Consider the following 26,715-nt stretch of genomic DNA (forward strand, 5'->3'; position numbering starts at 1 on the left):
TTGGTCTCGTTCGCATCAGCCATGTCAGGGGTTCCCCAGGTTTTCCACGAGGTTGAACAGGTCGTCGTCCGTGGCGCTGTCGAGGTCGGGGCGGCCGTCGCCGTCGGCGGTCCCGCCGGTCGTGTCGCCGGCGGTCGCGCTTCCGTCGGCTCCGGCGCTTCCCGCGCTGCCGGTCGCGGTCGTGGTCGCGTCGTCCGTCCAGTCGGCCAGGAGTCTGCGCAGCCGGATGGCGATGCGCGAGCGGTCGGCGCTCTCGGTGCCGGGCCGTCGTGCGAGTTCGGTCAGGTCGCCCGCCAGCCGGTCGAGGGCGTTCAGCACGCCGCGCGCCGAGTCCGGGCCGGTCAACTCCAGCTCGTCCCGGAGGTGCCGGGCGACGGCGCCCGGGTCGGGGAAGTCGAACGCGAGCGTGGCCGGGAGGCGTACGCCCGTGGCCTTCTGCAACCGGTTGCGCAGTTCCATCGCCGTCAGCGAGTCGAAGCCCAGGTCCTGGAAGCCACGGTCCGCCTCGATGCGGGCGGTGTCGGAGTGGCCGAGCACCTCGGCGACCTGGCGTTGGACGAACCGCAGCAGCTCCGCCGCCTGTTCGGCCTCGGACAGGGCGGACAGCCGGGCGACGAGCGCCTCCGGTGTGCCGTCCGCCCGCGCGGCCGCGGATCCGCCTGCGGCTGGCCGGGCGGCGGCCCCCGGGAGGACGAGGCGCCGGAGCAACGGGGGCAGTTCGCCCGCCGCCGCCCTCGCGCGCAGGACGTGCGGTTCGGCCAGGCGCACGGGGACGAGCACGGGCCGTGTGGTGCCGAGGGCCGCGTCGAGCAGCGCCAGCGCGTCCCGCGTCGGCAGGGGCGCGACGCCGCTGCGGGCGATGCGGGCCCGGTCGGCGGCGTCCAGCCGGGCCGTGATCCCGCTCGTCGCCTCCCACAGGCCCCAGGCGAGCGAGGTGGCGGGGAGCCCGAGGGCGTGGCGGTGCCGGGCGAGGGCGTCGAGGAACGCGTTGGCCGCCGCGTACGCCCCCTGGCCCGCGGACCCCGCGGTGCCCGCGAACGAGGAGAAGAGGACGAAGGCGCGCAGCGGCAGCTCCCGGGTCAGCTCGTGCAGGGCCCAGGCGGCCGTGGCCTTGGGTGCCATCACCCGCTCGACGGCCTCCGGGGTGAGGGTGCCGAACAGCCCGTCGTCCAGCACACCGGCGGTGTGGACGACGGCGGTCAGCGGATGCTCGTCCGGCACGGCTTCCAGCAGCCGGGAGAGCGCCTTGCGGTCGGCCACATCGCAGGCGGCCACGGTCACCCGGGCCCCGAGCGCGGTCAGTTCGGCCGTCAGCTCGTCGGCTCCCGGGGCGTCGGGGCCGCGTCGGCCGACGAGCAGCAGGTTCCGGGCGCCGTGCTCGCCGACCAGGTGACGGGCCACCGCGGCACCGAGCGTTCCGGTGCCGCCGGTCACCAGCACGGTGCCCTCGTCGAGCCCCGGCAGCGGCGGTTCGGGGTCGTCGGGCACCTCGACGCGGGTGAGCCGCGGCACCCGCAGTTCCCCGGCCCGCACGGCGATCTGCGGCTCGCCCGAGGCGACGGCGGCCGAGAGCGCTTCCGCGGCGTCGTCGCGGTCGAGGCCACCGTCCGCATCCGCGTCCAGGTCCACGAGGACGAAACGGTCCGGGTGCTCGACCTGCGCCGAACGCAGCAGGCCCCACACCGGCGCCTGCGCGAGACCGCTCTCACCCGTTCCCCGGTCGCCGTCGGCGGCGCTGCCAGTCGCGCCGTCGGCGGCGAGTGCGTTCCGGGTGACGACGACGAGCCGCTGGCCGGAGTTCTCCTCGTCGGCCAGCCAGGCCCGGGCGCGGTCCAGAACCGTGTGGAGCGTCGCGACGCCCGCCACCGCCACGTCGTCCCCGCCCGCGCCACCGGTCTCGTCCGTGTCGGCGACCCGGAGCACGCTCCAGTCCGCGGAGCCGGGCCGCCGGGCGGGGCCGGTCAGCGGCACCCACTCGGTCACGTACAGGGGGCCCGCCCCGGAACTCCGCGGCAGCTCGGCGGCGGCCAGCGGGCGCAGGAGGAGACCGTCGGCCGTGAGGACGGGCCGTCCGGTGGCGTCGGCGGCGAGCAGCGTGACGGTGTCCCGGTCGGCGCCGGGCGCCAGGCGGACGCGCAGGGAGGTGGCCCCGGTGGCGTGCAGGCGGACGCCGGACCAGAGGAACGGCAGGTGGGCACCCTCCTCCGTCGTCCAGCCGCCCAGGGCGATCGGGTGCAGGGCGGCGTCCAGCAGCGCGGGGTGCAGGGCGAAGCCCTCGGCGCCGTGGGCGACGGGCTCCGGGAGCTCGACGTCCGCGAACACCGCGTCCCCGAGCCGCCACGCAGCCCGGAGCCCCTGGAAGGCGGGGCCGTAGCCCGTTCCGGCCAGGGCGAGCTGCTCGTGCAGGCCCTCCACCGGGACGGCGACGGCGCCCTCGGGCGGCCAGACCTCCAAGGGCTCGACGGGCGGCCCTTCGGCCGGTGACACCTCCGTGGGCCCGGCCAGGGTCGCCGCGGCGTGCCGGGTCCAGGACTGCTCCGGAGCGGCCGAGCGGGGGCGGGAGTAGATCCGGACGGTGCCGGACTCGCCGCTGACCTGGAGGTCGACGGTCTGGGCGGGGTCGAGGGTGAGGGGGGTTTCGAGGGTGAGCTCGTCGAGCGTGGTGTGGCCGGTGCGCTCGGCGGCGTGGAGGGCGAGTTCGAGGAGCGCGGTGCCGGGGACGAGGACGGTACCGCCGACGGTGTGGTCCCCGAGCCACGGGTGCGTGCGCAGGGAGAGGGCGCCGGTGAGCAGCACGCCGTCGCCGGCCGCGAGGTCCACCTCTGCGTCGAGGAACGGGTGCGGGTGCCCGGCGGCCGTCTGCGGCTGTGCGTCGAGCCAGAGCCGCTGCCGTTGGAAGGGGTAGGTGGGGAGGGGGGTGGTGTGGGTGGTGGGGGTGAGGTGGTTCCAGTTGGGGGTGTGGGTGCCGTGGGTGTGGAGGTGGGCGAGGGTGGTGAGGAGTGAGTGGGGTTCGGGTTGGTTGGTGTGGAGGGTGGGGTGGTGTGTGCCGGGGTGGTGTTGGGCGTGGGTGGTGAGGGTGTGGCCGGGGCCGAGTTCGAGGGTGGTGGTGATGTGGTGTTGGTGGTGGAGGGTGTGGAGTCCTTGGTGGAAGCGGACGGTGTTGCGGATGTGGTGGGTCCAGTAGGTGGGGGTGGTGGGGTCGCCGGTGGTGTTGGTGACGAGGGGCACCGTCGCTTGGTGGTAGGTGAGGGTGGCGGCGACGGTGTGGAAGTCGTCGAGCATGCCGTCCATGTGGTGGGAGTGGAAGGCGTGGGAGACGCGGAGTTGGGTGGTTTTGCGGCCTTGGTGGTGGAAGTGTTGGGCGATGGTGTGGACGGCGTCGGTGTCGCCGGAGATGACGGTGTCGTGGGGGCTGTTGAGGGCGGCGATGGAGACGCGGTCGTTGAGGTGGGGTTGTATCTCCTGTTCGGTGGCGTGGATGGCGGTCATGGTGCCGCCGGTGGGCATGGTTTGCATGAGGCGGGCGCGGGTGGTGACGAGGTGGGCGGCGTCGGTGAGGGTGAGGATGCCGGCGCGGTGGGCGGCGGTGAGTTCGCCCAGGGAGTGGCCCAGGAGGGCGTCGGGGTGGATGTTCCAGTGGGTGAGGAGGTGGTGGAGGGCGGTTTGGTGGGCGAAGAGGGCGGGTTGGGCGTAGCGGGTCTGGTCCAGGAGGGCGGCTTGCTCGGTGCCGGGTTCGGCGAACATGAGGTCGCGCAGGGGGCGGTCCAGGTGGGGGTCGAGGGCCTCGCAGGCCTCGTCCAGGGCGTGGGCGAAGACGGGGAAGGCGGTGTAGAGCTCGCGTCCCATGCCCGGACGCTGACTCCCCTGACCCGAGAACAGGAACGCCGTCCTCCCACCCGACGATGCGGCACGCGTGGCGCGTCCCAGCACGACACGGCCCGACGGGGTGCCGTCGGCCAGTGCCGCCAGGCCGCTGAGCAGATCGTTCCGCCCCTCGCCCACGATCACGGCGCGGTGCTCGAAGGTCGCGCGCGTCGTGGCCAGCGTGTGCGCGACGTCGCCTGGTGCCAGTTCGGGGTGGGTGTCGAGGTGCCGGGTGAGGCGTGCGGCTTGGTCGGTCAGGGCTTCGGGTGTCTTGGCGGAGAGGGGCCAGAGGGTGGGTGCTGTGGTGGGTGAGGTGGTGTGGGGGTGGTCGGTTGGTGGGGTGTGTTCGAGGATGACGTGGGCGTTGGTGCCGCTGACGCCGAAGGAGGAGACGGCGGCGCGGCGCGGACGGTCGTCGGTGGTTGGCCAGGGTGTGGCTTCGGTCAGGAGGTTGACGGGTGCGGTGTGCCAGTCGACGCGGGGGTTGGGTTGGTCGATGTGGAGGGTTTGGGGGAGCCGTGCGTGGTGCATGGCGTGGACCATCTTGATGACGCCCGCGACGCCCGCTGCTGCCTGGGTGTGGCCGATGTTGGACTTGACCGAGCCCAGCCACAGGGGCCGGTCCTCCGGTCGCTTGCCGTAGGTGGCCAGGAGGGCCTGGGCCTCGATGGGGTCGCCGAGGGTGGTTCCGGTGCCGTGGGCCTCGACGGCGTCCACGTCCGCCTCCGTCAGCCCGGCATCCGTGAGCGCGGCCCTGATCACCCGTTCCTGGGAGGGGCCGTTGGGCGCGGTGAGGCCGTTGCTGGCGCCGTCCTGGTTGACGGCCGTGCCCCGGACGACGGCGAGGACGCGGTGGCCGTTGCGGCGGGCGTCGGAGAGCCGTTCGACGAGGAGGAGTCCGGCGCCCTCGGCCCAGCCGGTGCCGTCGGCGCTCGCGGAGAAGGACTTGCAGCGTCCGTCGGCCGCCAGCCCCCGCTGGCGGCTGAACTCCACGAACGCGTTGGGGTCGGACATGACGGTGACGCCGCCCGCCAGGGCGAGGTCGCACTCGCCCGAGCGCAGGGAGCGGGCGGCCAGGTGGAGGGCGACGAGGGAGGAGGAGCAGGCGGTGTCCACGGTGACGGCCGGCCCCTCCAGCCCGAAGGTGTAGGCGACGCGACCGCTGGCCACGCTGCCCGCGCTGCCGTTGCCGATGTACGGCTCCAGGTCGGCCGGCGGACGGGGCACCCGGGAGCCGTAGTCGTGGTACATGATCCCGGTGAAGACGCCGGTGCGGCTTCCGCGCACGCTGGTGGGGTCGATGCCCGCGCGTTCGAAGGACTCCCAGGCGGTCTCCAGCAGGAGCCGCTGCTGCGGATCCATCGCGAGGGCCTCGCGCGGGGAGAGGCCGAAGAAGTCGGGGTCGAAGTCGGCGGCGTCGTAGAGAAAACCGCCGGACCACACCGACGTCGTCCCGGCCCGGTCCGGGTCCGGGTCGAAGAGCTCCTCGGCGTCCCAGCCGCGGTCGGTGGGGAAGTCGGAGATCGCGTCGACGCCCCGGTCGACGAGCTCCCACAGCTCCTCGGGCGAGCTGACGCCGCCGGGATAGCGGCACGCCATGCCGACGATCGCGATCGGCTCGTCGTCGGCCGTGCGCGTCGTCGGAAGGCCGGGCTCGGCGCCGACGTCGGCCGACAGCCCGTACTGGGCCAGCAGGTGATCGGCCAGGGCGACCGAGCTGGGGTGGTCGAAGACGAGCGTGGCCGGCAGCCGCAGACCGGTCACCGCGTTGAGGCTGTTGCGCAGCTCGACGGACATGAGGGAGTCGAACCCGAGGTCCCGGAACGCGTCGGTGGGCGGCACGGTGTCGGGCGAGGAGTGCCCGAGCGCGGCGGCCACCTGGGCCAGGACGGTGTCCAGCGCCACCCGTGAGCGCTCGGCCGGAGGCAGCGCGGCCAGCTGTTCCCGCAGCCCGCCCGTGGCGCCGGCGGTGGAGTGCGCGCTCGCCGTACGCGGCCCGCGCGCGCCGAGCAGCCCGTGGAGGACGGCGGGCAGCGCTTCCGGACCGGCGGTGCGCAACGCGCCCAGGTCCAGGCGCACCGGCAGCAGCACGGGCTCCGGCGCGGCGCAGACGAGGTCGAAGAGCGCGAGTGCCTCGTCGTCGGCCAGGGGAGCGACGCCGCTCCGGGCGATCCTGGCCCGGTCCGCCTCGCTGAGCGCGGCGGTCAGCCCGCTGGCCGTGCCCCACAGGCCCCAGCCGATCGACGTCGCGGGCAGCCCCGCGGCGCGTCGGCGGTGGGCGAGCGCGTCCAGCCGGGCGTTGGCCGCCGCGTAGGCGCCCTGGCCCGCGCCGCCCAGCACCGCGGCGGCGGAGGAGAACAGGACGAACGCCGCCAGCGGCAGGTCCCGGGTCAGCTCGTGCAGGTGCTCGGCGGCGCGGGCCTTCGGGGCGAGGACCCGGTCGAGCCGCGCCTCGTCGAGCGAACCGATCAGCCCGTCGTCCACCACGGCCGCCGTGTGGACGACCGCCGACAGCGGGTGCTCGGCCGGAACCTCCGCCAGCAGTGCCGCGAGCGCGTCGCGGTCGGCGACATCGCAGGCGGCGACGGTCACGTCCGCGCCCAAGGCGGCGAGTTCCGCGCGCAGTTCCTCCGCCCCGTCGGCCTCCGGTCCTCGTCGGCTGACGAGCAGCAGACGTCGGACGCCGTGCTCCCGCGCCAGATGCCCGGCCATCAGCCCGCCGAGCGTCCCCGTGCCGCCGGTGACGAGGACGGTGCCGTCTCCGCCCCAGCGAGTCGCCGCCGACCCCGCCGCCGGCTGGTCCGGCCGGTGCCGGACGAGGCGGGGAACCCTGAACTCGCCGTTTCTCCGGGCGAGTTGCGGTTCGCCCGTGGCCAGTGCGGTGCCCACGACACGCCGACGCCGTCGCTCCGCGTCGCCGTCGCTTCCCCCCGTGCCGTCGGTGTCGTCGTCCAGGTCCACCAGCACCAGGCGGCCCGGCTCCTCGGACTGCACCGAGCGCAGCAGCCCCCACACCCCGGCTCCGCCCGGCTCGGGTATCTCCTCCGGGCCTACGGCCACCGCTCGGCGGGTCAGGACGACGAGCCGGGCACCCGGCCGCGTCGCGGACTCTCCCGCCAACCAGCCGCGCACCTCGCACAGGGCCCGGTGGAGTGCCGCGTCCGGGTCCCCGGACTCTCCGCCCGCGCGCCGCAGGTCCACCACGGTGGCCCCGTCCCCGTCCTCCTCCCCGGCCTCGGCTCCGTCCCCGGCCCCGGCCGTCGGGGTCGTCGTCGGGGTCGTCGTCGGGTCGAGTGGACGCCACTCCAGCCGGTGGAGCGAGTCCGCCCGCACCGAGATCCCGGCAGTGGGCAAGCGGTCCGCGTCAAGGGGCCGGGTCCGCAACGAGCCGACGGACAGGACCGGTTGCCCCGCCGCGTCCCACGCCGTCACCGCGACCTCGCCGTCTCCGGCCGGCGTCAAGCGCACCCGCAGCATCCGCGCGCCGACGGCGTCCAGGCGCACGTCCGTCCAGGCGAACGGCAGACGGGTGCCCTCCCACCGGCCGCTCAGGGCGGTGCCGTGCAGGGCCGCGTCGAGCAGTGCCGGGTGAGCGCCGAAACGGTCGGCCTCCTCCGCCGCGCCCTCCGGCAGGGCGATCTCCGCGAGGATCTCGTCGCCCAGCCGCCAGGCCGCCCGAAGCCCCCGGAAGGCAGAGCCGTAGTCCAGGCGCATCGACGCGAACTCCGCGTACAGCTCCCTCACGTCGAGGGCGTCGGCACCGGCGGGCGGCCACACGGCGGACCCGCCCGGCGTGTGCCCGTCCGGGGCCGACGGCGCGGCGGGCGCCAGGGTGCCCGCCGCGTGTTCCGTCCACGGCTCCTCGGTACGGCGGGTCAGCTCCCCGAACGCGTCGGCGCGGCGTGCGAGGAGGCGCACCGGCCGTCGGCCCTCGTCGTCGGGCTCGTCCACGAGCACCTGAACCTGCACGGTCCCGGTTTCCGGAAGCGGCAGCGGGGCGTGCAGCGTCAGCTCCTGGACGACGTCCGCACCCACCCGCGCCCCTGCGCACAGGGCGAGTTCGAGGAGCGCGGTGCCGGGGACGAGGACGGTCTCGCCCACCCGGTGGTCGGCCAGCCACGGATGCGTGCGCAGCGACAACCTGCCCGTCAGGGCCAGCCGGTCACCGTCCGCGAGCGGTGTCACGGTGTCGAGGAAGGGGTGCTCGTCGGCCAGGGCGGATCGGCCCCCCGCTCCGGGCGCCAGCCAGAACCTCCGGTGTTGGAAGGGGTAGGTGGGGAGGGGGGTGGTGTGGGTGGTGGGGGTGAGGTGGTTCCAGTTGGGGGTGTGGGTGCCGTGGGTGTGGAGGTGGGCGAGGGTGGTGAGGAGTGAGTGGGGTTCGGGTTGGTTGGTGTGGAGGGTGGGGTGGTGTGTGCCGGGGTGGTGTTGGGCGTGGGTGGTGAGGGTGTGGCCGGGGCCGAGTTCGAGGGTGGTGGTGATGTGGTGTTGGTGGTGGAGGGTGTGGAGTCCTTGGTGGAAGCGGACGGTGTTGCGGATGTGGTGGGTCCAGTAGGTGGGGGTGGTGGGGTCGCCGGTGGTGTTGGTGACGAGGGGCACCGTCGCTTGGTGGTAGGTGAGGGTGGCGGCGACGGTGTGGAAGTCGTCGAGCATGCCGTCCATGTGGTGGGAGTGGAAGGCGTGGGAGACGCGGAGTTGGGTGGTTTTGCGGCCTTGGTGGTGGAAGTGTTGGGCGATGGTGTGGACGGCGTCGGTGTCGCCGGAGATGACGGTGTCGTGGGGGCTGTTGAGGGCGGCGATGGAGACGCGGTCGTTGAGGTGGGGTTGTATCTCCTGTTCGGTGGCGTGGATGGCGGTCATGGTGCCGCCGGTGGGCATGGTTTGCATGAGGTGGGCGCGGGTGGTGACGAGGTGGGCGGCGTCGGTGAGGGTGAGGATGCCGGCGCGGTGGGCGGCGGTGAGTTCGCCCAGGGAGTGGCCCAGGAGGGCGTCGGGGTGGATGTTCCAGTGGGTGAGGAGGTGGTGGAGGGCGGTTTGGTGGGCGAAGAGGGCGGGTTGGGCGTAGCGGGTCTGGTCCAGGAGGGCGGCTTGCTCGGTGCCGGGTTCGGCGAACATGAGGTCGCGCAGGGGGCGGTCCAGGTGGGGGTCGAGGGCCTCGCAGGCCTCGTCCAGGGCGTGGGCGAAGACGGGGAAGGCGGTGTAGAGCTCGCGTCCCATGCCCGGACGCTGACTCCCCTGACCCGAGAACAGGAACGCCGTCCTCCCACCGGCGGCGGTGTTGGACGTGGTGCCCTGGACGAGGTGGCGTGTCGTGCGGCCGTCGGCCAGCGCCGCCAGGCCGCTGAGCAGGTCCTCGCGTCCCCCGCCCACGATCGCGGCGCGGTGCGCGAAGGCGGTGCGCGTCGTGGCCAGGGCCCCGGCCACGTCCCGCGGCCGCAGCTCGGGACGCGCGTGGAGGTGCTCGGCGAGCCTGGCGGCCTGCGCGGCCAGGGCCTGCGACGACTTGGCGGACAGCGGCCACAGCAGCGGCGCGGCTCCCGCCTCGTCGTCGACCGGCTCGACGTCGTCGAGCGGGGCCTCCTCAAGGACGACGTGCGCGTTGGTCCCGCTGATGCCGAAGCCCGACACCGAGGCCCGGCGCACTCGGTCGTCCGAGCGCGGCCAGTCGGTGTGCTCCGTGAGCAGCCGGACGGTACCTGCCGACCAGTCCACGTGGGGCGAGGGCTCGTCCGCGTGCAGCGTCTTCGGCAGCCGTTCGTGGCGCAGCGCCTGCACCAGCTTGATGACGCCCGCGACGCCCGCCGCCGCCTGGGTGTGGCCGATGTTGGACTTCACCGACCCCAGCCACAGCGGCCGGTCCTCCGGCCGCTTCCCGTACGTGGCCAGCAGGGCACGGGCCTCCACCGGGTCGCCGAGCGCCGTTCCGGTGCCGTGGGCCTCGACGGTGTCCACGTCGGACGCCGTGAGCCCCGCGTCCGCCAGCGCCGCCTGGATGACGCGCTGCTGGGCGGGACCGCTCGGGGCCGTGAGGCCGTTGCTGGCCCCGTCCTGGTTGACGGCCGTCCCCCGGACGACGGCCAGGACCCGGTGCCCCTTGCGGCGCGCGTCCGAGAGCCGCTCCAGCACCAGGACCCCGACGCCCTCCGCCATACCCATACCGTTCGCGCCCGAGGCGAAGGCCTTGCAGCGGCCGTCGGGGGCGAGCGCGCCCTGCCGGTCGAACTCGACGAAGGTGCCCGGGGTGTACATCACCGTGGCGCCCCCGGCCAGCGCCATGTCGCTCTCACCCGACCGCAGTGACCGCACCGCCAGGTGCAGCGCCACCAGCGAGGTCGAGCAGGCGGTGTCCACCGAGATCGCGGGCCCCGACAGACCCAGGCTGTAGGCGATGCGGCCCGAGGCCACACTCGCCACCGAACCGGTGACCAGGTGGCCTTCGACCGAGTCCGGGGCGTGCTCCATGGGCGCCCCGTACTCGTGGTAGTTGCGCCCGACGAACACCCCGCCCCTGACGCCGTCCAGCGTCGACGGGTCGATGCCCGCGTGCTCCAGGGCACCCCACGACGTCTCCAGCAGCAGCCGCTGCTGCGGCTCCATGGCCAGCGCCTCGCGCGGCGAGATGCCGAAGAACTCGGCGTCGAACCCGGCGACGTCGTCCAGGAAGCCGCCCTCCCGGATCGAGGTCGTGCCCCCACGGCCGGATGCCGTGTCGAAGAGCCGCTCCAGGTCCCAGCCGCGATCGGCCGGGAACGGGCCGATCGCGTCGCGCCCCTGCTCCAGCAGCTCCCACAGGGCGTCGGGCGAGGAGGCGCCGCCCGCGAAGCGGCAGTCCATGCCGACGATCGCGATGGGCTGCGACGCGCGGTCCTCGGCCTCCTGCAGGCGCTTGCGCGTCTTGCGGAGGTCCACCGTGACGCGGTTGAGGTAGTCACGGAGCTTGGCTATGTCCTCGGCCATGGCCTGTCCTTCACAGTGCTGCCAGTGGGTGCGGCGGTTTGGGGAAGAGTGAGGAGCGGAGCCGTCAGGCTCGTGCGTCAGACATCGCCGAGCTCCTTGTCGATGAGGTCGAACATCTCGTCGTCGCTGATGGCGGCGATGGCGTCGTCGTCCAGCTCGTCGTCGTCCGATGGGACGGTCGCGGGCCTCGCGCCGCCGTGGACGCCGTCGTCCTGGAACGCGTTGAGCAGGGCGCGCAGCCGCTCGGCGACGCCCGCACGCTCCGCGGGTGCGACGGAGCCGCCCGCCAGCCTGGCCTCCAGCCGGGACAGTTCGTCGTCGACGGAGCCGGGCTGCTCGTCCTGCCCGTCGTCGCTCGCGCTCCCGGCCAGCTCGCCGCCGAGGAACCCGGCGACGGCCAGCGGGTGCGGATGCTCGAACACGAGCGTCGCCGGGAGCTGGAGCCCGGTGAGGTGGCCCAGCCGGTTGCGCAGTTCGACGGCGAGCAGTGAGTCCACCCCGAGCTGCTTGAACGCGGCCTTCGGGTCGATGTCCGACCCGCCGGAGTCGCGGCCCAGCACCGCCGCCAGGCAGTCCAGCACCAGACGCAGGACCTCCGCCTCCCGCTCGGCCGCCGGCAGACCGGCCAGCCGTGCCGCCGCCGAGGGCTCCCCGTCGTCCGCGCCGTCTTCGGCCATCCCTCCGTCGGGGTCCAGCAGCTCGGCCACCTCCGGGATCGCGTTCAGCAGCGGACGGGGGCGGGCCGAGGCGAACACGGGGAGGAACCGAGCCCAGTCGACGTCCGCGACGGCGACGAAGGTCTCGTCGTGGTCGAGCGCCTGGTGCAGACCCGCGAACGCGGTGTCCGGATCGATCAGGGGCAGACCCTGTCGCCGCAGGAAGTCCGGGTCGACGGCGTCGGGCAACCGGTCGCTGCCCCACACACCCCAGGCGACGGACGTCGCCGGCAGCCCGCGCGCCCGGCGTCCGGCCGCGAAGGCGTCCAGATACGCGTTGGCGGCGGCATAGGCACCGTGGTCGCCGCTGCCCCACACACCGGCGATGGAGGAGAAGAGCACGAACGCGTCCACCGGGTGGTGGGCGAGCAGCTCGTCCAGGTGCCGTGCCCCGGCGACCTTCGCCTCCACCACCGCCTCGAACTCCTCCAGGGTGAGCCCGTCCAGCGAGTTGAGCTGCATCAGCGCCGCCGCGTGGACCACGCTGCCCACCTTGTGGCCCTCACTGTCCAAGCGCTTCACCAACTGGGCCACCGCTTCCCGGTCCGCGACGTCGCACGCCGCCACCGTGACCCGGACCCCCTCGGCCTCCAGCTCCTCGGCCAGCTCCGGAACCCCCTCGGCCGCCGCCCCGCGACGACTCGTGAGGACGAGGTGCTCCGCCCCCGCCCGGACCAGCCAGCGCGCGATGTGCGGTCCCAGCGCCCCCGTGGCCCCCGTCACCAGCGTCACGCCCCTCGGCCGCCACGCCTCGCGGACTCCGGCGGGGCGGGGCGCGCGGCGGAGACGGGGCACGTGGACCGCGTCGTCGCGGACGGCGAGCTGGTCCTCGTACCCGGTGTGGGTGGGCGCGAGATGCCGGGCCAGGAGGGCGTAGTGCTGCGGTTGGGGCTGTGCCGGCAGGTCGACGAGGCCGCCCCACCGGGTGGGGTGTTCCAGGGCCGCGACCCGTCCGAGCCCCCAGATCTGCGCCTCCTCCGGGCTGGGCGGGGCGTCGGCCGCCGTGGCCTGGACGGCGCCTCTGGTCACGTGCCACAGCGGAACCGGCCGCGGGCCTTCGGCATGCGCCTTGACGAGAGCCAGGGTGTCCCTCACGTCCGACAGCAGGCTCAGAACGCCCACGGCGTCAGGGTGCTCGTCCAGCGCTCCGGGCAACGACTCCACGGCGTCGAGCGGCACGCCGGTCCAGCCGCGTGCGGCAAGCGCGTCGAGCAGGGCGCCGGGGGGCTGTGCGTCCCGGCGGACGACGAGCCACGTACCGCTGCTCAACGGCTCCGGCACCGACTCCGGCACCGACTCCCCCGACCGCGCCTCGCCATCGGGGTGCTCCTGCCAACCGACCGTGTACCGCCACCGGCTGAGGACGTCCTCCACCGTGGCACCCCGCACGGCTCGCCGCGCGGGCTTGAGCCAGTAGTTCCTGTGTTGGAAGGGGTAGGTGGGGAGTGGTGTGGGTGGGGTGTTGTGGTGGTTGGTGGTGTTGGGGTGTGTGGGGGTGAGTCCGTGGGTGTGGGTGTGGGCGAGTGCGTGGGTGAGTTGGGTGGTGGTGGGTTGGTGGCGTTTGAGGGTGTGGTGGGTGGTGGTGTGGGGGTGGGTTTGGGTGATGTGGGTGGTGAGGGTGGGGTGGGGGCTGGGTTCGAGGTAGTGGGTGTGTCCGGTGGTGGTGAGGTTGGTGAGGGTGGTGTGGAAGCGGACGGGGTGGCGGAGGTTTTGGTACCAGTAGTCGGGGTTGAGGGGTGTGGTGGTGTCGATGGGTTGGGTGGTGAGGGTGGAGTGGAAGGGGATGGTGGGTGGGGTGGGGTTGATGGGGGCGAGTTGTTGGAGGAGTTGGTTGCGGAGGGTGGTGATGTGGGGGGTGTGGGAGGCGTAGGTGACGGGGATGCGGTGGTGTCGGATGTCGTGTTGGGTGCAGTGGTGTTGGAGGGTGTCGAGTTGGTGGGGGTTGCCGGCGATGATGGTGGTGGTGGGGGAGTTGTGGGCGGCGATGTGGAGGTCGTCGTAGGGGTGGATGAGGTGTTGGGTGTCGTTGGGGTTGAGGTTGAGGGAGAGCATGCCGCCGGGTGGGGCGTGGTGGTGGAGGGTGTGGGAGCGGAGGGCGATGATGCGGGCGGAGTCGTGGAGGGTGAGGGCTCCGGCGATGTGGGCGGCGGTGATTTCGCCTTGGGAGTGGCCGATGACGGCGTGGGGGTGGATGCCGTGGTGCTGCCAGGTGCGGGTGAGGGCGATCATCATGGCCCAGAGGGCGGGTTGGACGATGTCGGTGCGTTGGAGTAGTTCGGGGTCTTGGCTGGTGAGGACGTGGCGGAGGTTCCAGTCGGTGTGGGGGGCGAGGGCTTCGGCGCAGGCGTCGATGGCTGTGGTGAAGGCGGGGTGGGTGTCGAGGAGTCCGGTGGCCATGCCGGGCCATTGGGAGCCTTGTCCGGGGTAGACGAAGACGATCTTTCCGTCGGTGGCCGTGCCCTCGATCACGGTCGGGTGTGGCACGCCCTCGGCCAGAGCCTCCAACCCGGACAGCAGCTCGTCCCGGTCGGAGCACACGACGGCGGCCCGGTGGTCGAAGAGGCTGCGGCGGTGGAGCTGGTCCCCGATCTGGGCGGGCTGCATCTCGGGATGCTTGCCCAGGTGGGAGTGGAGGCGGCGAGCGTGGCTGCTCAACGCCTTGGAGCTGTGGGCGGACAGCGGCACCATGAGCGGCTCGTTGCTCTCCGGAGTCGGTGCCTCTGGGGTGGTGTCGCCTTGTTCGAGGATGACGTGGGCGTTGGTGCCGCTGATGCCGAAGGAGGAGACGGCGGCGCGGCGGGGTCGTCCGGTGTCGGGCCAGTCGATGGTTTCGGTCAGGAGGGACACGGCTGAGGAGTCCCAGTCGATGTGGGGTGTGGGTTGGTCGATGTGGAGGGTTTGGGGGAGTTGGCCGTGGCGCATGGCCTGGATCATTTTGATGAGGCCTGCGGCGCCTGCGGCGGCTTGGGTGTGGCCGATGTTGGACTTGATCGAGCCGAGCCACAGGGGTTGGTCGGTGTTGCGGTCGGTGCCGTAGGTGGCTTGGAGGGCTTGGGCTTCGATGGGGTCGCCGAGGGTGGTGCCGGTGCCGTGGGCTTCGACGGCGTCCACGTCGTCGGTCGTCAGTCCGGCGTTGGTCAGGGCGGTGGTGATGACGCGTTGTTGGGAGGGGCCGTTGGGGGCGGTGAGTCCGTTGCTGGCGCCGTCCTGGTTGGTGGCGGTGCCGCGGACGACGGCGAGGACGGTGTGGTGGTTGCGGCGGGCGTCGGAGAGGCGTTCGAGGAGGAGGAGTCCGGCGCCTTCGGCCCAGCCGGTGCCGTCGGCGGCTGCTGCGAAGGGTTTGCAGCGGCCGTCGGGGGCGAGGCCGCGTTGGCGGCTGAACTCGATGAAGGTGCCGGGGCTGGCCATGATGGTGACGCCGCCGGCCAGGGCGAGGTCGCTTTCGCCGGAGCGTAGGGACTGTGCGGCGAGGTGGACGGCGACGAGGGAGGAGGAGCAGGCGGTGTCCACGGTCACCGCCGGGCCCTCGAACCCGAACGTGTAGGAGACGCGACCCGAAGCGACGCTGGCCTGGGTACCGGTCAGGACGTGACCGGCGATGCCTTCGGCGTCGGCATCCGCGTCGTTCCCGTAGTCGTGGTACATGAGGCCGGTGAAGACGCCGGTGCGGGTTCCGCGTTGGGTGGTGGGGTCGAGTCCGGCGTTCTCCAGTGCTTCCCAGGCGGTTTCGAGGAGGATGCGTTGTTGGGGGTCCATGGCGAGGGCTTCGCGGGGTGAGATGCCGAAGAGGTCGGCGTCGAAGTGGCCCGCGGTGTGGAGGAAGCCGCCGTGTCGGGTGTAGGTGGTGCCGGGGTGGTCGGGGTCGGGGTGGTGGAGGGTGGTCAGGTCCCAGCCGCGGTTGGTGGGGAAGGGGGTGATCGCGTCGCGGCCCTGAGCGACCAGGTCCCACAGCTCGTCCGGTGAGGTGACGTCACCGGGGTAGCGGCAGGCCATACCCACCACCACGATCGGATCGTCCGCGTCCTCGGCCCCGCGCCGCCGGCCGACGGCGGGTTTCACCACGGTCTGTTCGTCGATCAGGAACGCAGCGACCGCCGTCGGCGTCGGGTGGTCGAAGACGAGGGTCGTCGGCAGCCGCCGGCCCACCGCTTCCGAGAGCCGGTTGCGCAGCTCGACCGCCGTCAGTGAGTCGAAGCCCAGTTCCTTGAAGGCCTGCTGGGTGTCCACCTGTTCCGGGGAGGCGTGTCCGAGGACCGTCGCGGCGTGCGTCCGCACGAGACGCAGCGCCTCCTTCTTGCGCTCCTCGGGTGACAGCCCCGCCAACCGCTCGGCGAAGGAGCCACCCGGCGACGTCGGCTGGAGCCCACCGGCCGCCCTGCGCGGCGGGACCCGCACGAGGCGCCGCAGCACCGCCGGTACGTCCTCCGGTGCCGAGGCGTTACGGAACGCGCCGGGGTTCAGCCGTGCGGCCACCGTGTGGCCGGGCCCGTGGCTGATCGCGCGATCGAAGAGGGCGAGGCCGTCCTCGGTCTCCAGTGCGCTGACCCCGCTCCGGGCCATGCGCGCGACGTCGGCTCGGCTCATGTGGGTCGTCATGCCGGTGGGCTGGTCCCACAAGCCCCAGGCGATGGTGGCGGTGGACGGTCCGTCGGACATGGCGAGCGCGTCGAGGTAGGCGTTGGCGGCGGCGTAGTTGGCCTGGCCCGGGCTCGGAAGGGTGGCGGTGACGGAGGAGAAGAGGACGAGGGCCTTGAGGGGGTGGTGCCGTGCCGCTCGGAGGAGGTGGTGGGCGGCGTCGACCTTCGGGGTGAGGACGGTGTGGAGCTGCCGGTCGGTGAGGTTGGCGGTCAGGGCGTCGTCGAGCACGCCCGCCGTGTGGACGACGGCGGTGAGGGGACGGTCTCCGGGGACGGAGGCCAGGAGCCGGTCGACGGCAGCGGGATCGGCGATGTCGCAGGCGGCGATCGTGGCGGTGGCGCCGAGGGCCGCGAGTTCGTCACGCAGCTCGGCCGCCCCTTCCGCACCGGGGCCGCTGCGGCTGGCCAGCAGGAGGTGACGCATGCCGTGCCGCCGCGCGAGGTGCGTCGCGACGAGGCGGCCGAGGGCGCCGGTGCCGCCGGTGACGAGGACGGTCCCGTCGGGGTCCCACTCCGGGGCCGCGTGGTCGCTGACGGCGAGCGGGGTGAGGCGCGGTGCGGTGATCCGGCCGCCGTCGAGACCGAGTTCGGGTTCACCGGTGGCGAGGGCGGCGGCGATGTGCTGTGGCGTGGCGGTGTCGTCGAGGGTGAGGAGGGTGATGGGGTGGTTGGGGTTCTCGGCGGCCGTCGTCCTGGCGAGGGCGTGCAGGGGCGCGCGGAGGGCGTCGGGCGTCGAACGCCGGGTGGTCAGGACGAGCCGGACCCCTTCACTGGACTCCTCGGCGATCCAGTCCCGCAGCAGACGCAGGGTGGCCTCGCAGGCGGCGTGGACCGCCTCGGGAGCGGCGGCGTCGGAGCTCGGGTCGGCGGTCGCGTCGGCGTCGAGCAGGGCGAAGACGGCCTCGGGTTCGGAGTCCGCGCCGCCGAGCGCGGAGAGTTCGGCGAATGCGGGGCAGCCGGGGCGGGGACGCCAGGTGGTCCGGCCCAGCACGGCCCAGCGTCCGGGGCCGGTGTCCTGCGGTGCCGTCAGCCCGGCCCACTCCACTCCGTAGAGCCCGCCACCCTGGGGCGCTTGCAGTTCACGGAGCCGCTCCACGGCGGCGGGACGCAGATCGAGCCGCTCGACGGAGGCCACAGGGCCGCCTGCGGGGTCCGTCATCTCCAGGGCGACCGCGTCCTCGCCGACCGGTGCGACGCGTATGCGCAGCGACGTGGCACCCACGGCGTGCAGCCGCACCCCCGACCAGGCGAACGGCAGCAGCGTCCGGCCGGGTTCCCCTTCGCCCTCCCCGGCCAGCAGCGCCGCGTGCAGCACGGCATCGAGCAGGGCGGGGTGCAGGCTGAACCGGGCGGCCTCCTCGTGCAGCTCCTCCGGCAGCGCGACGTCGGCGTGGACGACCTCACCGTGGCGCCACAGGCCCCGAAGCCCCCGGAAGGCCGGACCGTACCCGTAGCCCCGGCCGTCGAGCCGCGCGTAGCCCGCGCCGACGTCCACGGGATCGGCGCTCTCCGGCCGGTGGACGGGGGCGGCCGGGGCGGCGCCCGCCTCCGTGCTCAGGACGCCCTCGGCATGCCGGGTCCACGGCAGGTCCGTGCCGCCCTCGGAGCGGGAGTGGAGGGTGAAGGTGCGTCGGCCGCTCTCGTCGGGGGCCGCGATCTGCACCTGTACCTGCACGGAGCCGGACGACGGAACGGGCAGCGGCTCCGACAACGTGATCTCGTCGACCTGTGAACAACCCACCTGCTGGGCCGCGTGAAGCGCCATCTCCACCATGCTCGCGCCGGGTAGAAGCACCGTTCCGACCACTGCGTGATCGGCCAGCCATGGGTGCGTGGAGAGCCCGAAGCTTCCGGTGAGCAGGACGCCACCCGCGTCGGCCAGGGGCACGGCAGCGTCGAGGAAGGAGTGGTCACGTCCCCCGGCGCTCGCCGTCCGGGTGGGAGAGATCCAGAACCGCTGGTGTTGGAAGGGGTAGGTGGGGAGTGGTGGGTGGTGTGGGGTTTTGGGGGAGGGTTCGTGTGTGGGGGTGAGTCCGTGGGTGTGGGTGTGGGCGAGTGCGTGGGTGAGTTGGGTGGTGGTGGGTTGGTGGCGTTTGAGGGTGTGGTGGGTGGTGGTGTGGGGGTGGGTTTGGGTGATGTGGGTGGTGAGGGTGGGGTGGGGGCTGGGTTCGAGGTAGTGGGTGTGTCCGGTGGTGGTGAGGTTGGTGAGGGTGGTGTGGAAGCGGACGGGGTGGCGGAGGTTTTGGTACCAGTAGTCGGGGTTGAGGGGTGTGGTGGTGTCGATGGGTTGGGTGGTGAGGGTGGAGTGGAAGGGGATGGTGGGTGGGGTGGGGTTGATGGGGGCGAGTTGTTGGAGGAGTTGGTTGCGGAGGGTGGTGATGTGGGGGGTGTGGGAGGCGTAGGTGACGGGGATGCGGTGGTGTCGGATGTCGTGTTGGGTGCAGTGGTGTTGGAGGGTGTCGAGTTGGTGGGGGTTGCCGGCGATGATGGTGGTGGTGGGGGAGTTGTGGGCGGCGATGTGGAGGTCGTCGTAGGGGTGGATGAGGTGTTGGGTGTCGTTGGGGTTGAGGTTGAGGGAGAGCATGCCGCCGGGTGGGGCGTGGTGGTGGAGGGTGTGGGAGCGGAGGGCGATGATGCGGGCGGAGTCGTGGAGGGTGAGGGCTCCGGCGATGTGGGCGGCGGTGATTTCGCCTTGGGAGTGGCCGATGACGGCGTGGGGGTGGATGCCGTGGTGCTGCCAGGTGCGGGTGAGGGCGATCATCATGGCCCAGAGGGCGGGTTGGACGATGTCGGTGCGTTGGAGTAGTTCGGGGTCTTGGCTGGTGAGGACGTGGCGGAGGTTCCAGTCGGTGTGGGGGGCGAGGGCTTCGGCGCAGGCGTCGATGGCTGTGGTGAAGGCGGGGTGGGTGTCGAGGAGTCCGGTGGCCATGCCGGGCCATTGGGAGCCTTGTCCGGGGTAGACGAAGACGATCTTTCCGTCGGTGGCCGTGCCCTCGATCACGGTCGGGTGTGGCACGCCCTCGGCCAGAGCCTCCAACCCGGCGAGGAGTTCCTCGCGTCCGGTGCCGGTGACGGCGGCGCGTTCGGTGAACCGGGCCCGGGCACGCAACGAACGACCCACCGCCGACGGACTCAGGCCGGGGTGCTGCTGCCAGTGGGCGTGGAGACGTCGGGCCTGGTCCCGGAGGACGGTCCGGCTCCGGCCGCTGAGGGGCAGGTACACCGGCTCGGCGGGTTCGGGCTCATCGGTTGCCGTGGTGTCGTCCGGGAGCCGGTCGCCTTGTTCGAGGATGACGTGGGCGTTGGTGCCGCTGATGCCGAAGGAGGAGACGGCGGCGCGGCGGGGTCGCCCGGCGTCGGGCCAGGCCTGGGCGTCGGTGAGCAGGCGGAGGGCGCCGGTGTCCCACGGGACGTGCGGCGTGGGTTGGTCGATGTGCAGGGACTTGGGCAGCCGGCCGTGCCGCATGGCCTGCACCATCTTGATGACGCCCGCGACGCCCGCCGCGGCCTGGGTGTGACCGATGTTGGACTTGACCGAGCCGAGCCACAGGGGCTGGCTGGCGTCGCGGCCGGTGCCGTATGCGGCTTGGAGGGCGTGGGCCTCGATGGGGTCGCCGAGAGTGGTGCCGGTGCCGTGGGCCTCGACGGCGTCCACGTCACCGGCCCCCAGCCCGGCGTTGGCCAGGGCGGTGGTGATGACGCGTTGTTGGGAGGGGCCGTTGGGGGCGGTGAGTCCGTTGCTGGCGCCGTCCTGGTTGGTGGCGGTGCCGCGGACCACGGCCAGGACGGTGTGGCCGTTGCGGCGGGCGTCGGAGAGGCGTTCCACGACGAGGAGCCCGGCGCCCTCGGCCCAGCCGGTGCCGTCCGCCCCCGCCGCGAAGGGCTTGCAGCGGCCGTCGGGCGCGAGGCCGCGCTGACGGCTGAACTCGACGAACATGCCCGGGGTCGAGAGCACGGTGACGCCGCCCGCGAGGGCCAGGTCGCATTCGCCGGACCGCAGGGACTGGACGGCGAGGTGCAGGGCGACGAGGGAGGACGAGCAGGCGGTGTCCACCGTCACCGCAGGCCCCTCGAAGCCGAAGGTGTAGGAGATCCTGCCCGAGGCGACGCTCGGGGTGGTGCCGGTGAGGACGTAGCCGTCGAGCCCGTCGGCCGCCTCGTGCATGCGCGGGCCGTAGTCGAGGGCGGTGGTGCCGACGAAGACGCCCGTGCGGCTGGAGTGCAGCGCGGTGACGTCGAGTCCCGCGTGCTCGAAGGCCTCCCAGGCGGTCTCCAGCAGGACCCGCTGCTGCGGGTCCATGGCGAGGGCCTCGCGGGGGGAGATGCCGAAGAACTCGGCGTCGAAGCCGTCGGCGCCCGTGAGGAAGCCGCCGTCGCGGGCGTAGGTGGTGCCGGGGCGGTCGGGGTCCTCGTCGTGGAGGGCGTCGAGGTTCCAGCCGCGGTCGGTCGGGAACGGGCCGATGGCGTCGCGCTCTTCGTGGACGAGCCGCCACAGCTCCTCGGGCGAGGAGACGGCTCCGGGGTAGCGGCAGCCCATGCCGACGATGACGACGGGGTCGTCCTCCCGGCCGTCACCGTCCGGGTGTGCGGGGCGCCGGGACGTGGCGAGGACGCCGGTGGGCTCGTCGGCGCCGGTGAGGAACGAGTGGAGGTGGTCCGCGAGGGCGGAGGGCGTCGGGTGGTCGAAGAGGACGGTGCTCGGAAGGTCGGTCGCGGTGGCCCGGGCGAGCCGGTCGCGGAGTTCCACGCTGCCGTAGGAGTCGAGGCCGAGGTCGCGGAAGGTGCGGTCGGCGGTGACCTCGTCCGCGGTGGCGTACCCGAGGACGGCGGCCGCGTGGGTGCGGACGAGGGCGAGGGTGTCCTCGGGGTGCTGCCGTGCCTCCGGACGGTCGGGGACCCGGGCGTCGGCCGCCGCCGAAGGCCCGCTCTCGGGCACCGGCCCTGGAGACGCCCCGGATTCCGTGGCCGCGTCCACGTCCTCAACCGCGTCCGCATCCGGTGTCGCGTCCGCGGCCGGCGCCGTGGCCTCCCGGAGCCGCAGCCAGTGCCGGGTGCGCTGGAAGGGGTAGGTGGGGAGGTCGACGCGTCGGGCGCCGAGGTCCGCGAAGAAGGTGTCCCAGTCGACGGGGTGGCCGTGGGCGTGGAGGGTGCCGAGGGCGGTGAGGAGCGAGCGTGCCTCGGGCTGGCCGCGCCGCAGGGTGGGCGCCTGGACGCCGTCGGGGTGCCGGGCGAGGGTGGTGAGGGTGGCGCCGGGGCCGAGTTCGAGGGTGGACGGGGTGAGGCGCCGCAGGGCGCGCAGCCCGGCGTGGAACCGGACGGTGCCGCGGACGTGCCGGACCCAGTAGCCGGCGTCGGCCGCCGGCTCGCCGGGTGCGAGCAGCTCACCGGTGACGTTGCTGATCAACGGCAGTTCCGGCGCCCGGTGGACGATGCCTTCGGCGAGCCGCCGGAAGGCGTCGAGCATGCCGTCCATGTGGGCGGAGTGGAAGGCGTGGCTGACGCGGAGGCCGGTGGTCTTGCGGCCCTGGGCGCGGAAGTGCTCGGCGACGGCCCGGACGGCGTCGGCGTCCCCGGAGATCACGGTCTCCCGGGGGCCGTTGAGCGCGGCGACGGCGACCCCGTCCCGCAGCTGTGCCGTGACCTCCTCCTCCGTGGCCTGGACGGCGGTCATCGTGCCGTCGTCGGGCATGCTCTGCATGAGCCGGCCGCGTCCGGCGACGAGCAGCGCGGCGTCGGGCAGGGTGAGCACGCCGGCGCAGTGCGCGGCGCTGAGCTCGCCGACGGAGTGGCCCAGGAGCACCCGGGGCCGGACGCCCCAGTGGTCGAGCAGGCGGAACTGCGCGGTGTGGATGGCGAAGAGGGCGGGCTGGGCGTACTCGGTGCGGTGCAGGAGCTCTGCTTCCGCGCTCTCCGGCTCGGCGAAGAGGAGGTCGCGCAGGGGGCGTTCGAGGTGGGCGTCGAGCGCGGCGCACACGGTGTCGAGGGCCCGGGCGAAGACGGGGAAGGCGGCGTACAGCTCGCGGCCCGTGCCCGGACGCTGGCTGCCCTGTCCGGAGAAGAGGAAGCCCGGCTCGTCGGTGGTGCCGGTGGCGTTCGGCCGCGTGACGGCGCGCAGGAGGCCGGGGGCCTCGCGGCCTTGGGCCAGGGCGGCGAGCCCGGCTGTCAGGGTGGCGTGGTCGTCGGCCAGGAGGACGGCGCGGTGCTCGAAGGCCGAGCGGGCGGTCGCGAGGGAGGCCGCGAGGTCGAGGGTGCCGGGGCGCGGGTCGGCGGTGTCCAGGTGGGCGTGGAGCCGGGTGGCCTGGGCGCGCAGGGCGTCTTCGTCGCGGGCGGAGACGAGCACGGGGAGCACGCGCGCCCCCGCCCCCTCACCCTCGCCCGCCCGCCGCTCGTCCACGGGGCCCTCGCCCACGACGACGTGGCAGTTGGTGCCGCCCATGCCGAAGGAGGACACCCCGGCGACGAGCGGCCGGTCGGGACGGGGCCAGGGCGCGGTGCTGGTCTGGACGGTGAGTCCGAGCTCGCCCAGCGGGATGCCGGGGGCGGGGCGGCGGAAGTTGAGGCTGGGCACGAGCTGCCGGTGGCGCAGGCACAGCAGGGTCTTGACGAGCCCGACGACGCCCGCGGCACCCTCCAGGTGACCGATGTTGGTCTTGACGGAGCCGACGGCCAGTGGCCCGGCGTCGGCGGGGCGTGCGGAGCCCAGGGCGGCGCCGAGGGCCGCCGCCTCGACGGGGTCGCCGACGGGCGTCCCGGTGCCGTGCAGCTCGACGTACTGGACGTCCTGCGCGGCCACTCCGGCGTCCGCGCAGGCACTGCGGATGACCGCCTCCTGGGCCTCGGCGTGCGGTGCGGTGAGCGTCGGACCGGTGCCGGAGCCCTGGGCGCTGCCGAGGATGACGCCGTGGACGCGGTCGCCGTCGGCGAGGGCGTCGGCCAGCCGCTTGAGGACGACGACGCCTCCGCCCTCACCGCGCACGTAACCGTCCGCGTCCGCGTCGAAGGTGCGGCAGCGGCCGCTGGGGGAGAGGGCGCCGAAGAGTTCGGCGGCGGTGAAGCCCTCGGGCAGCAGGTTGAGGTGGACGCCGCCGGCGAGGGCGAGTCGGGAGTCGCCGTCGAGGAGGCTGCGCACCGCGAGGTGGACGGCGACGAGCGAGGAGGACTGCGCGGTGTCGACGGTCAGGCTGGGCCCGGCCAGACCGAGCAGGTACGAGAGCCGGTTGGCGAGGACGGCACGACTGAGCCCGGTGGTCGTGTGCGGGGTGGCGTCGCCCAGGGCGTGCTGGAGCTTGGCGTAGTCGTCGGCCATGGAGCCGACGAACACGCCGGTGCCGCTGCCGCGGAGCCGCTCGGGGCGGACCCCGGCGTCTTCCAGGGCCTCCCAGGCCAGCTCCAGGACGAGGCGCTGCTGCGGGTCGGTGGCCGCGGCCTCGCGGGGGGACATGCCGAAGAAGGCGGGGTCGAAGCCGTCGACGGCGTCGAGGAACCCGCCGCGCGTTCCGCCGTGCGGCCCGGTGCCGAGGCCGCGCCCGGCGGGCGCCTCGGTGACGGCTTCGACGCCGTCGCGCAGCAGTCGCCAGAACGCGTCCCGGTCCGCCGCTCCGGGGACGCGGCAGGCGAGGCCCACCACCGCGATGCGCTGGTCCGTGCTGCTGCTGGCTGGCATGTCGGTCATCAGCCCTTCGACTTCCCGACCACCGGTCCCGTTCGGGCAGGCCGGCGATCTCTGTGACCCGGCAGGTGTCGTGCGGTGCCACGGGCCCGGCGTCGGGGTGACGCGGGGCCCGTGGGCGATGCTCGGACGAGGTGTGCGTGGGGAGGGTGTGACGGCTGGGGCTCGGGAGATCAGCCGCGCGGCGCGATCCGGACGGGGAGTTCCCGCAGGCCGCGCATGATGATGTACGGGGACCGGGCGGGCTCGGGGGTCTCCAGCGTCAGGTCCAGCTCGGCCAGTGCCGAGATGGCGACCTGTGCGGTCAGCCGCGCCATGGGTGCCCCGACGCAGAAGTGCGCACCGAGGCCGAAGCCGAGGTTGCGTTCCGTGCGGCGGGACAGCAGCAGCCGGTCCGGTTCGTCGTGGACGCCCGGGTCCCGGCCGGCGGCGCCGATCATCAGCATGAGCTGCTCGCCCGCGGCGATGGGCTGGCCCGCCAGCTCGACGTCCTCCAGGGCGGTGCGGGAGATCATCTGCACCGGCGGGTCGTAGCGCAGCAGCTCCTCCACGGCGCCGCCGACGCCGTCCGGGTTGGCGCGCAGCCAGGCGAGCTGGTCGGGGTTGCGCAGCAGGGCCAGGACGCCGTTCCCGATGAGGTTGACGGTCGTCGCGTACCCGGCGGACAGCAGCAGGGTGAAGGTGACGATCAGTTCGTGCTCGGTGAGGCGCTCGCCGTCCTCCTCGGCCGCGACGAGCTCGCTGATGAGGTCCCCGGCGGGGTTCGCGCGGCGCTCGGCGGCCAGCTGGGTGAAGTACTCGCCCAGTTCGGCGCGGGCGGCGTCCCGCCGGGCCACCTCGTCGGGGGCGAGGAAGAAGCTCGGGTCGAGGCCGTGCGCGATGTCGGCGGACAGCCGGCGGAAGCGCTCGTGGTGCTCGGCGGGCACGCCCAGCAGCTCGCCGAGCAGGATGGCCGGCAGGGGGTGGGCGACGGCGGACATCAGGTCGACCGGGCCGTCGCCCTTGGCGGTCTCCAGCAGCTCGGCGACCAGCTCGCGGGCGCGACCGCGCAGGGTGTCCACGCGGCGGGCGGCGAAGGCGCTGCCGACGAGGGACCGGATGCGGGTGTGGTCCGGCGGGTCCATGAAGATGAACGGCCGCACGACCGTGCCGTCGGGGGCCTGGCTGAAGTGCTCCGCGACGGTGGCGCCGTCGCCCCAGCCGAACCGGGCGTCGCGGAGCACGGCGGCGCACTCCGCGTGTCCGGCGAGCACGACGAGCCCCATGGGTGTGCGGACCACGGGCCCGCGCTCGCGGACCTCGCGGTAGACCGGGTAGGGGTCCGCGTGGAACCCCGGGTCGAACGGATCGAAGGGCAGCAGCTCTCTGAAGAAGCCCGGATCGATCTCAGGCGTTGTCACGGTGATCCCCCGCTCTCGAAACTGTGCTGCGGTACCCGCCGTCAGGCGAGTTCCACGGGCATCCGCAGCGTCACGGTGTGCTTGTTACTCGGGGCCCACTCGACGGGCCCGGAGATCCTGATCTCCCGCACCCGCTCCAGCAGCGCTTCCAGCAGCAGCCGGATCTCGGTGCGGGCGAGCTGTTCGCCCAGGCAAGAGTGCGTGCCGTGGCCGAACGCCAGGTGGGGATTGGGCGAGCGGCGGATGTCGAACGTCGTCGGTTCGGCGAAGACGGACGCGTCCCGGTTGGCCGAGGCCCACCAGAACGTGACCTTCTCGCCCGCCTTGATCTCGGCGTCCCGGAAGACGGTGTCCCGGGTCGCGGTGCGCCGGTTGTACGGCGTGGGGGAGGACCAGCGCAGCATCTCCTCGATGGCGCCGGGCAGCAGCGACCGGTCCGCGCGCAGCGCCTCCCACTGCTCCGGGTGCTCGGCCAGCGCGAGGACGCCCGCCGCCATGGTGTTGCGGGCGGGCTCGCTCCCGGCGAGGAGCAGCAGGTTGAAGAACGCCTCCCGCTCGTACTCGGAGAGCGGCGTGTCGCCGGGGATGTCCTCCCGCGCCATCACGGACATGAGGTCGTCGGTGGTGTGCGGCTCGGCCCGCTTGCGGGCGATGAGCGACTGCCCGTACTCGTAGATGGCGTACTGCACCTTGGCCGAGTTCTCGTTGACCTTGCCGGAGGCGCGGTCGTCGAAGCCGGAGACGGCCTGCCCCCACTCGATGAGCTGGGGCAGATCGGCCTCGGGGACGCCGAGCACGCGGGCGATGCACTCGATGGCGTACGGCGCCGAGACGTCGGGCTGGAAGTCGGCGGTGCCCTTGCGGACGGCCTGCTCCACGTACCGCTCGGCGACGGCGCGGAGTTCGGGCAGCCGCGCCTCGACGGCCCGGCGGGCCACGGGCGGGCCGACGAGCGTCTTGATCAGCTCGTGCCGGGGGTCGTCGATCATGTTGATGAGGACCCCGGCGTGCACTCCCGCCTTGAGGTCGTCGATGTGGGTGCCGCCGCCCTCCCGGCCGCCGCCGCCCTGGGACGAGAACACCGGGTCCTCGGCCGCCTCCTTCAGGTCGGCGTAGCCGCTGAGGACCCAGAAGCCCTCCCCGTCGGCCGTCTGGCCCGGCGGGTGCCACAGCACCGGGGCCTCGGCGCGGAGCCGGGCGAAGACCTCGTGCGGGAAACCCTTCGCGAACTCCGCCTGATCCGTCAGATCGAAGCCACCCAGAACCGTCGGCAGTTCAGCCTGCTCCGTCACCCTGCATCCCCCTTGCGGCATGGCCGGCGTGCATTGCTGGGAGCAAGCTATCCATCTGTGTTCGGCTTCACAAGCGCCGCCCGAACAAGCTCTCGTAAGCAACTCGTACGTAACCCGGATGAGTTGATCGCCAGGTGAACGCGGGTGGGACCGCGAGCGGGTCGGCGGCGGGGCTCGGCGAGG

At 73.5% G+C, this 26,715-nt stretch carries 4 protein-coding genes; all 4 read right to left on the reverse strand.

Translation table 11 applies throughout. From position 1 onward, the window contains the following. Positions 1–24: 24 nt before the first annotated feature. The 4 genes from O7609_RS14380 to O7609_RS14395 all read right to left on the reverse strand — a co-directional run bounded on the left by O7609_RS14380 (position 25) and on the right by O7609_RS14395 (position 26,532). Positions 25–10,818: a type I polyketide synthase gene (locus O7609_RS14380; protein WP_269736552.1), complete on the reverse strand. Its 10,794-nt coding sequence runs from the start codon at positions 10,816–10,818 to the stop codon at positions 25–27. A 77-nt stretch (positions 10,819–10,895) separates the two neighbouring features. After that, complete coding sequence (locus tag O7609_RS14385; protein ID WP_269743672.1) at positions 10,896–23,843, reverse strand: type I polyketide synthase; 12,948 nt, start codon at positions 23,841–23,843, stop codon at positions 10,896–10,898. Between the two features lie 170 nt (positions 23,844–24,013). Continuing rightward, positions 24,014–25,240, reverse strand: a complete 1,227-nt coding sequence (locus O7609_RS14390) for a cytochrome P450 (protein WP_269736550.1) — start codon at positions 25,238–25,240, stop codon at positions 24,014–24,016. A gap of 41 nt (positions 25,241–25,281) precedes the next feature. After that, positions 25,282–26,532, reverse strand: a complete 1,251-nt coding sequence (locus tag O7609_RS14395) for a cytochrome P450 (protein WP_269736549.1) — start codon at positions 26,530–26,532, stop codon at positions 25,282–25,284. Positions 26,533–26,715 lie beyond the last annotated feature (183 nt).

Source organism: Streptomyces sp. WMMC1477 (assembly GCF_027460245.1).
In the GTDB taxonomy this organism is placed as follows: Bacteria; Actinomycetota; Actinomycetes; order Streptomycetales; family Streptomycetaceae; genus Streptomyces.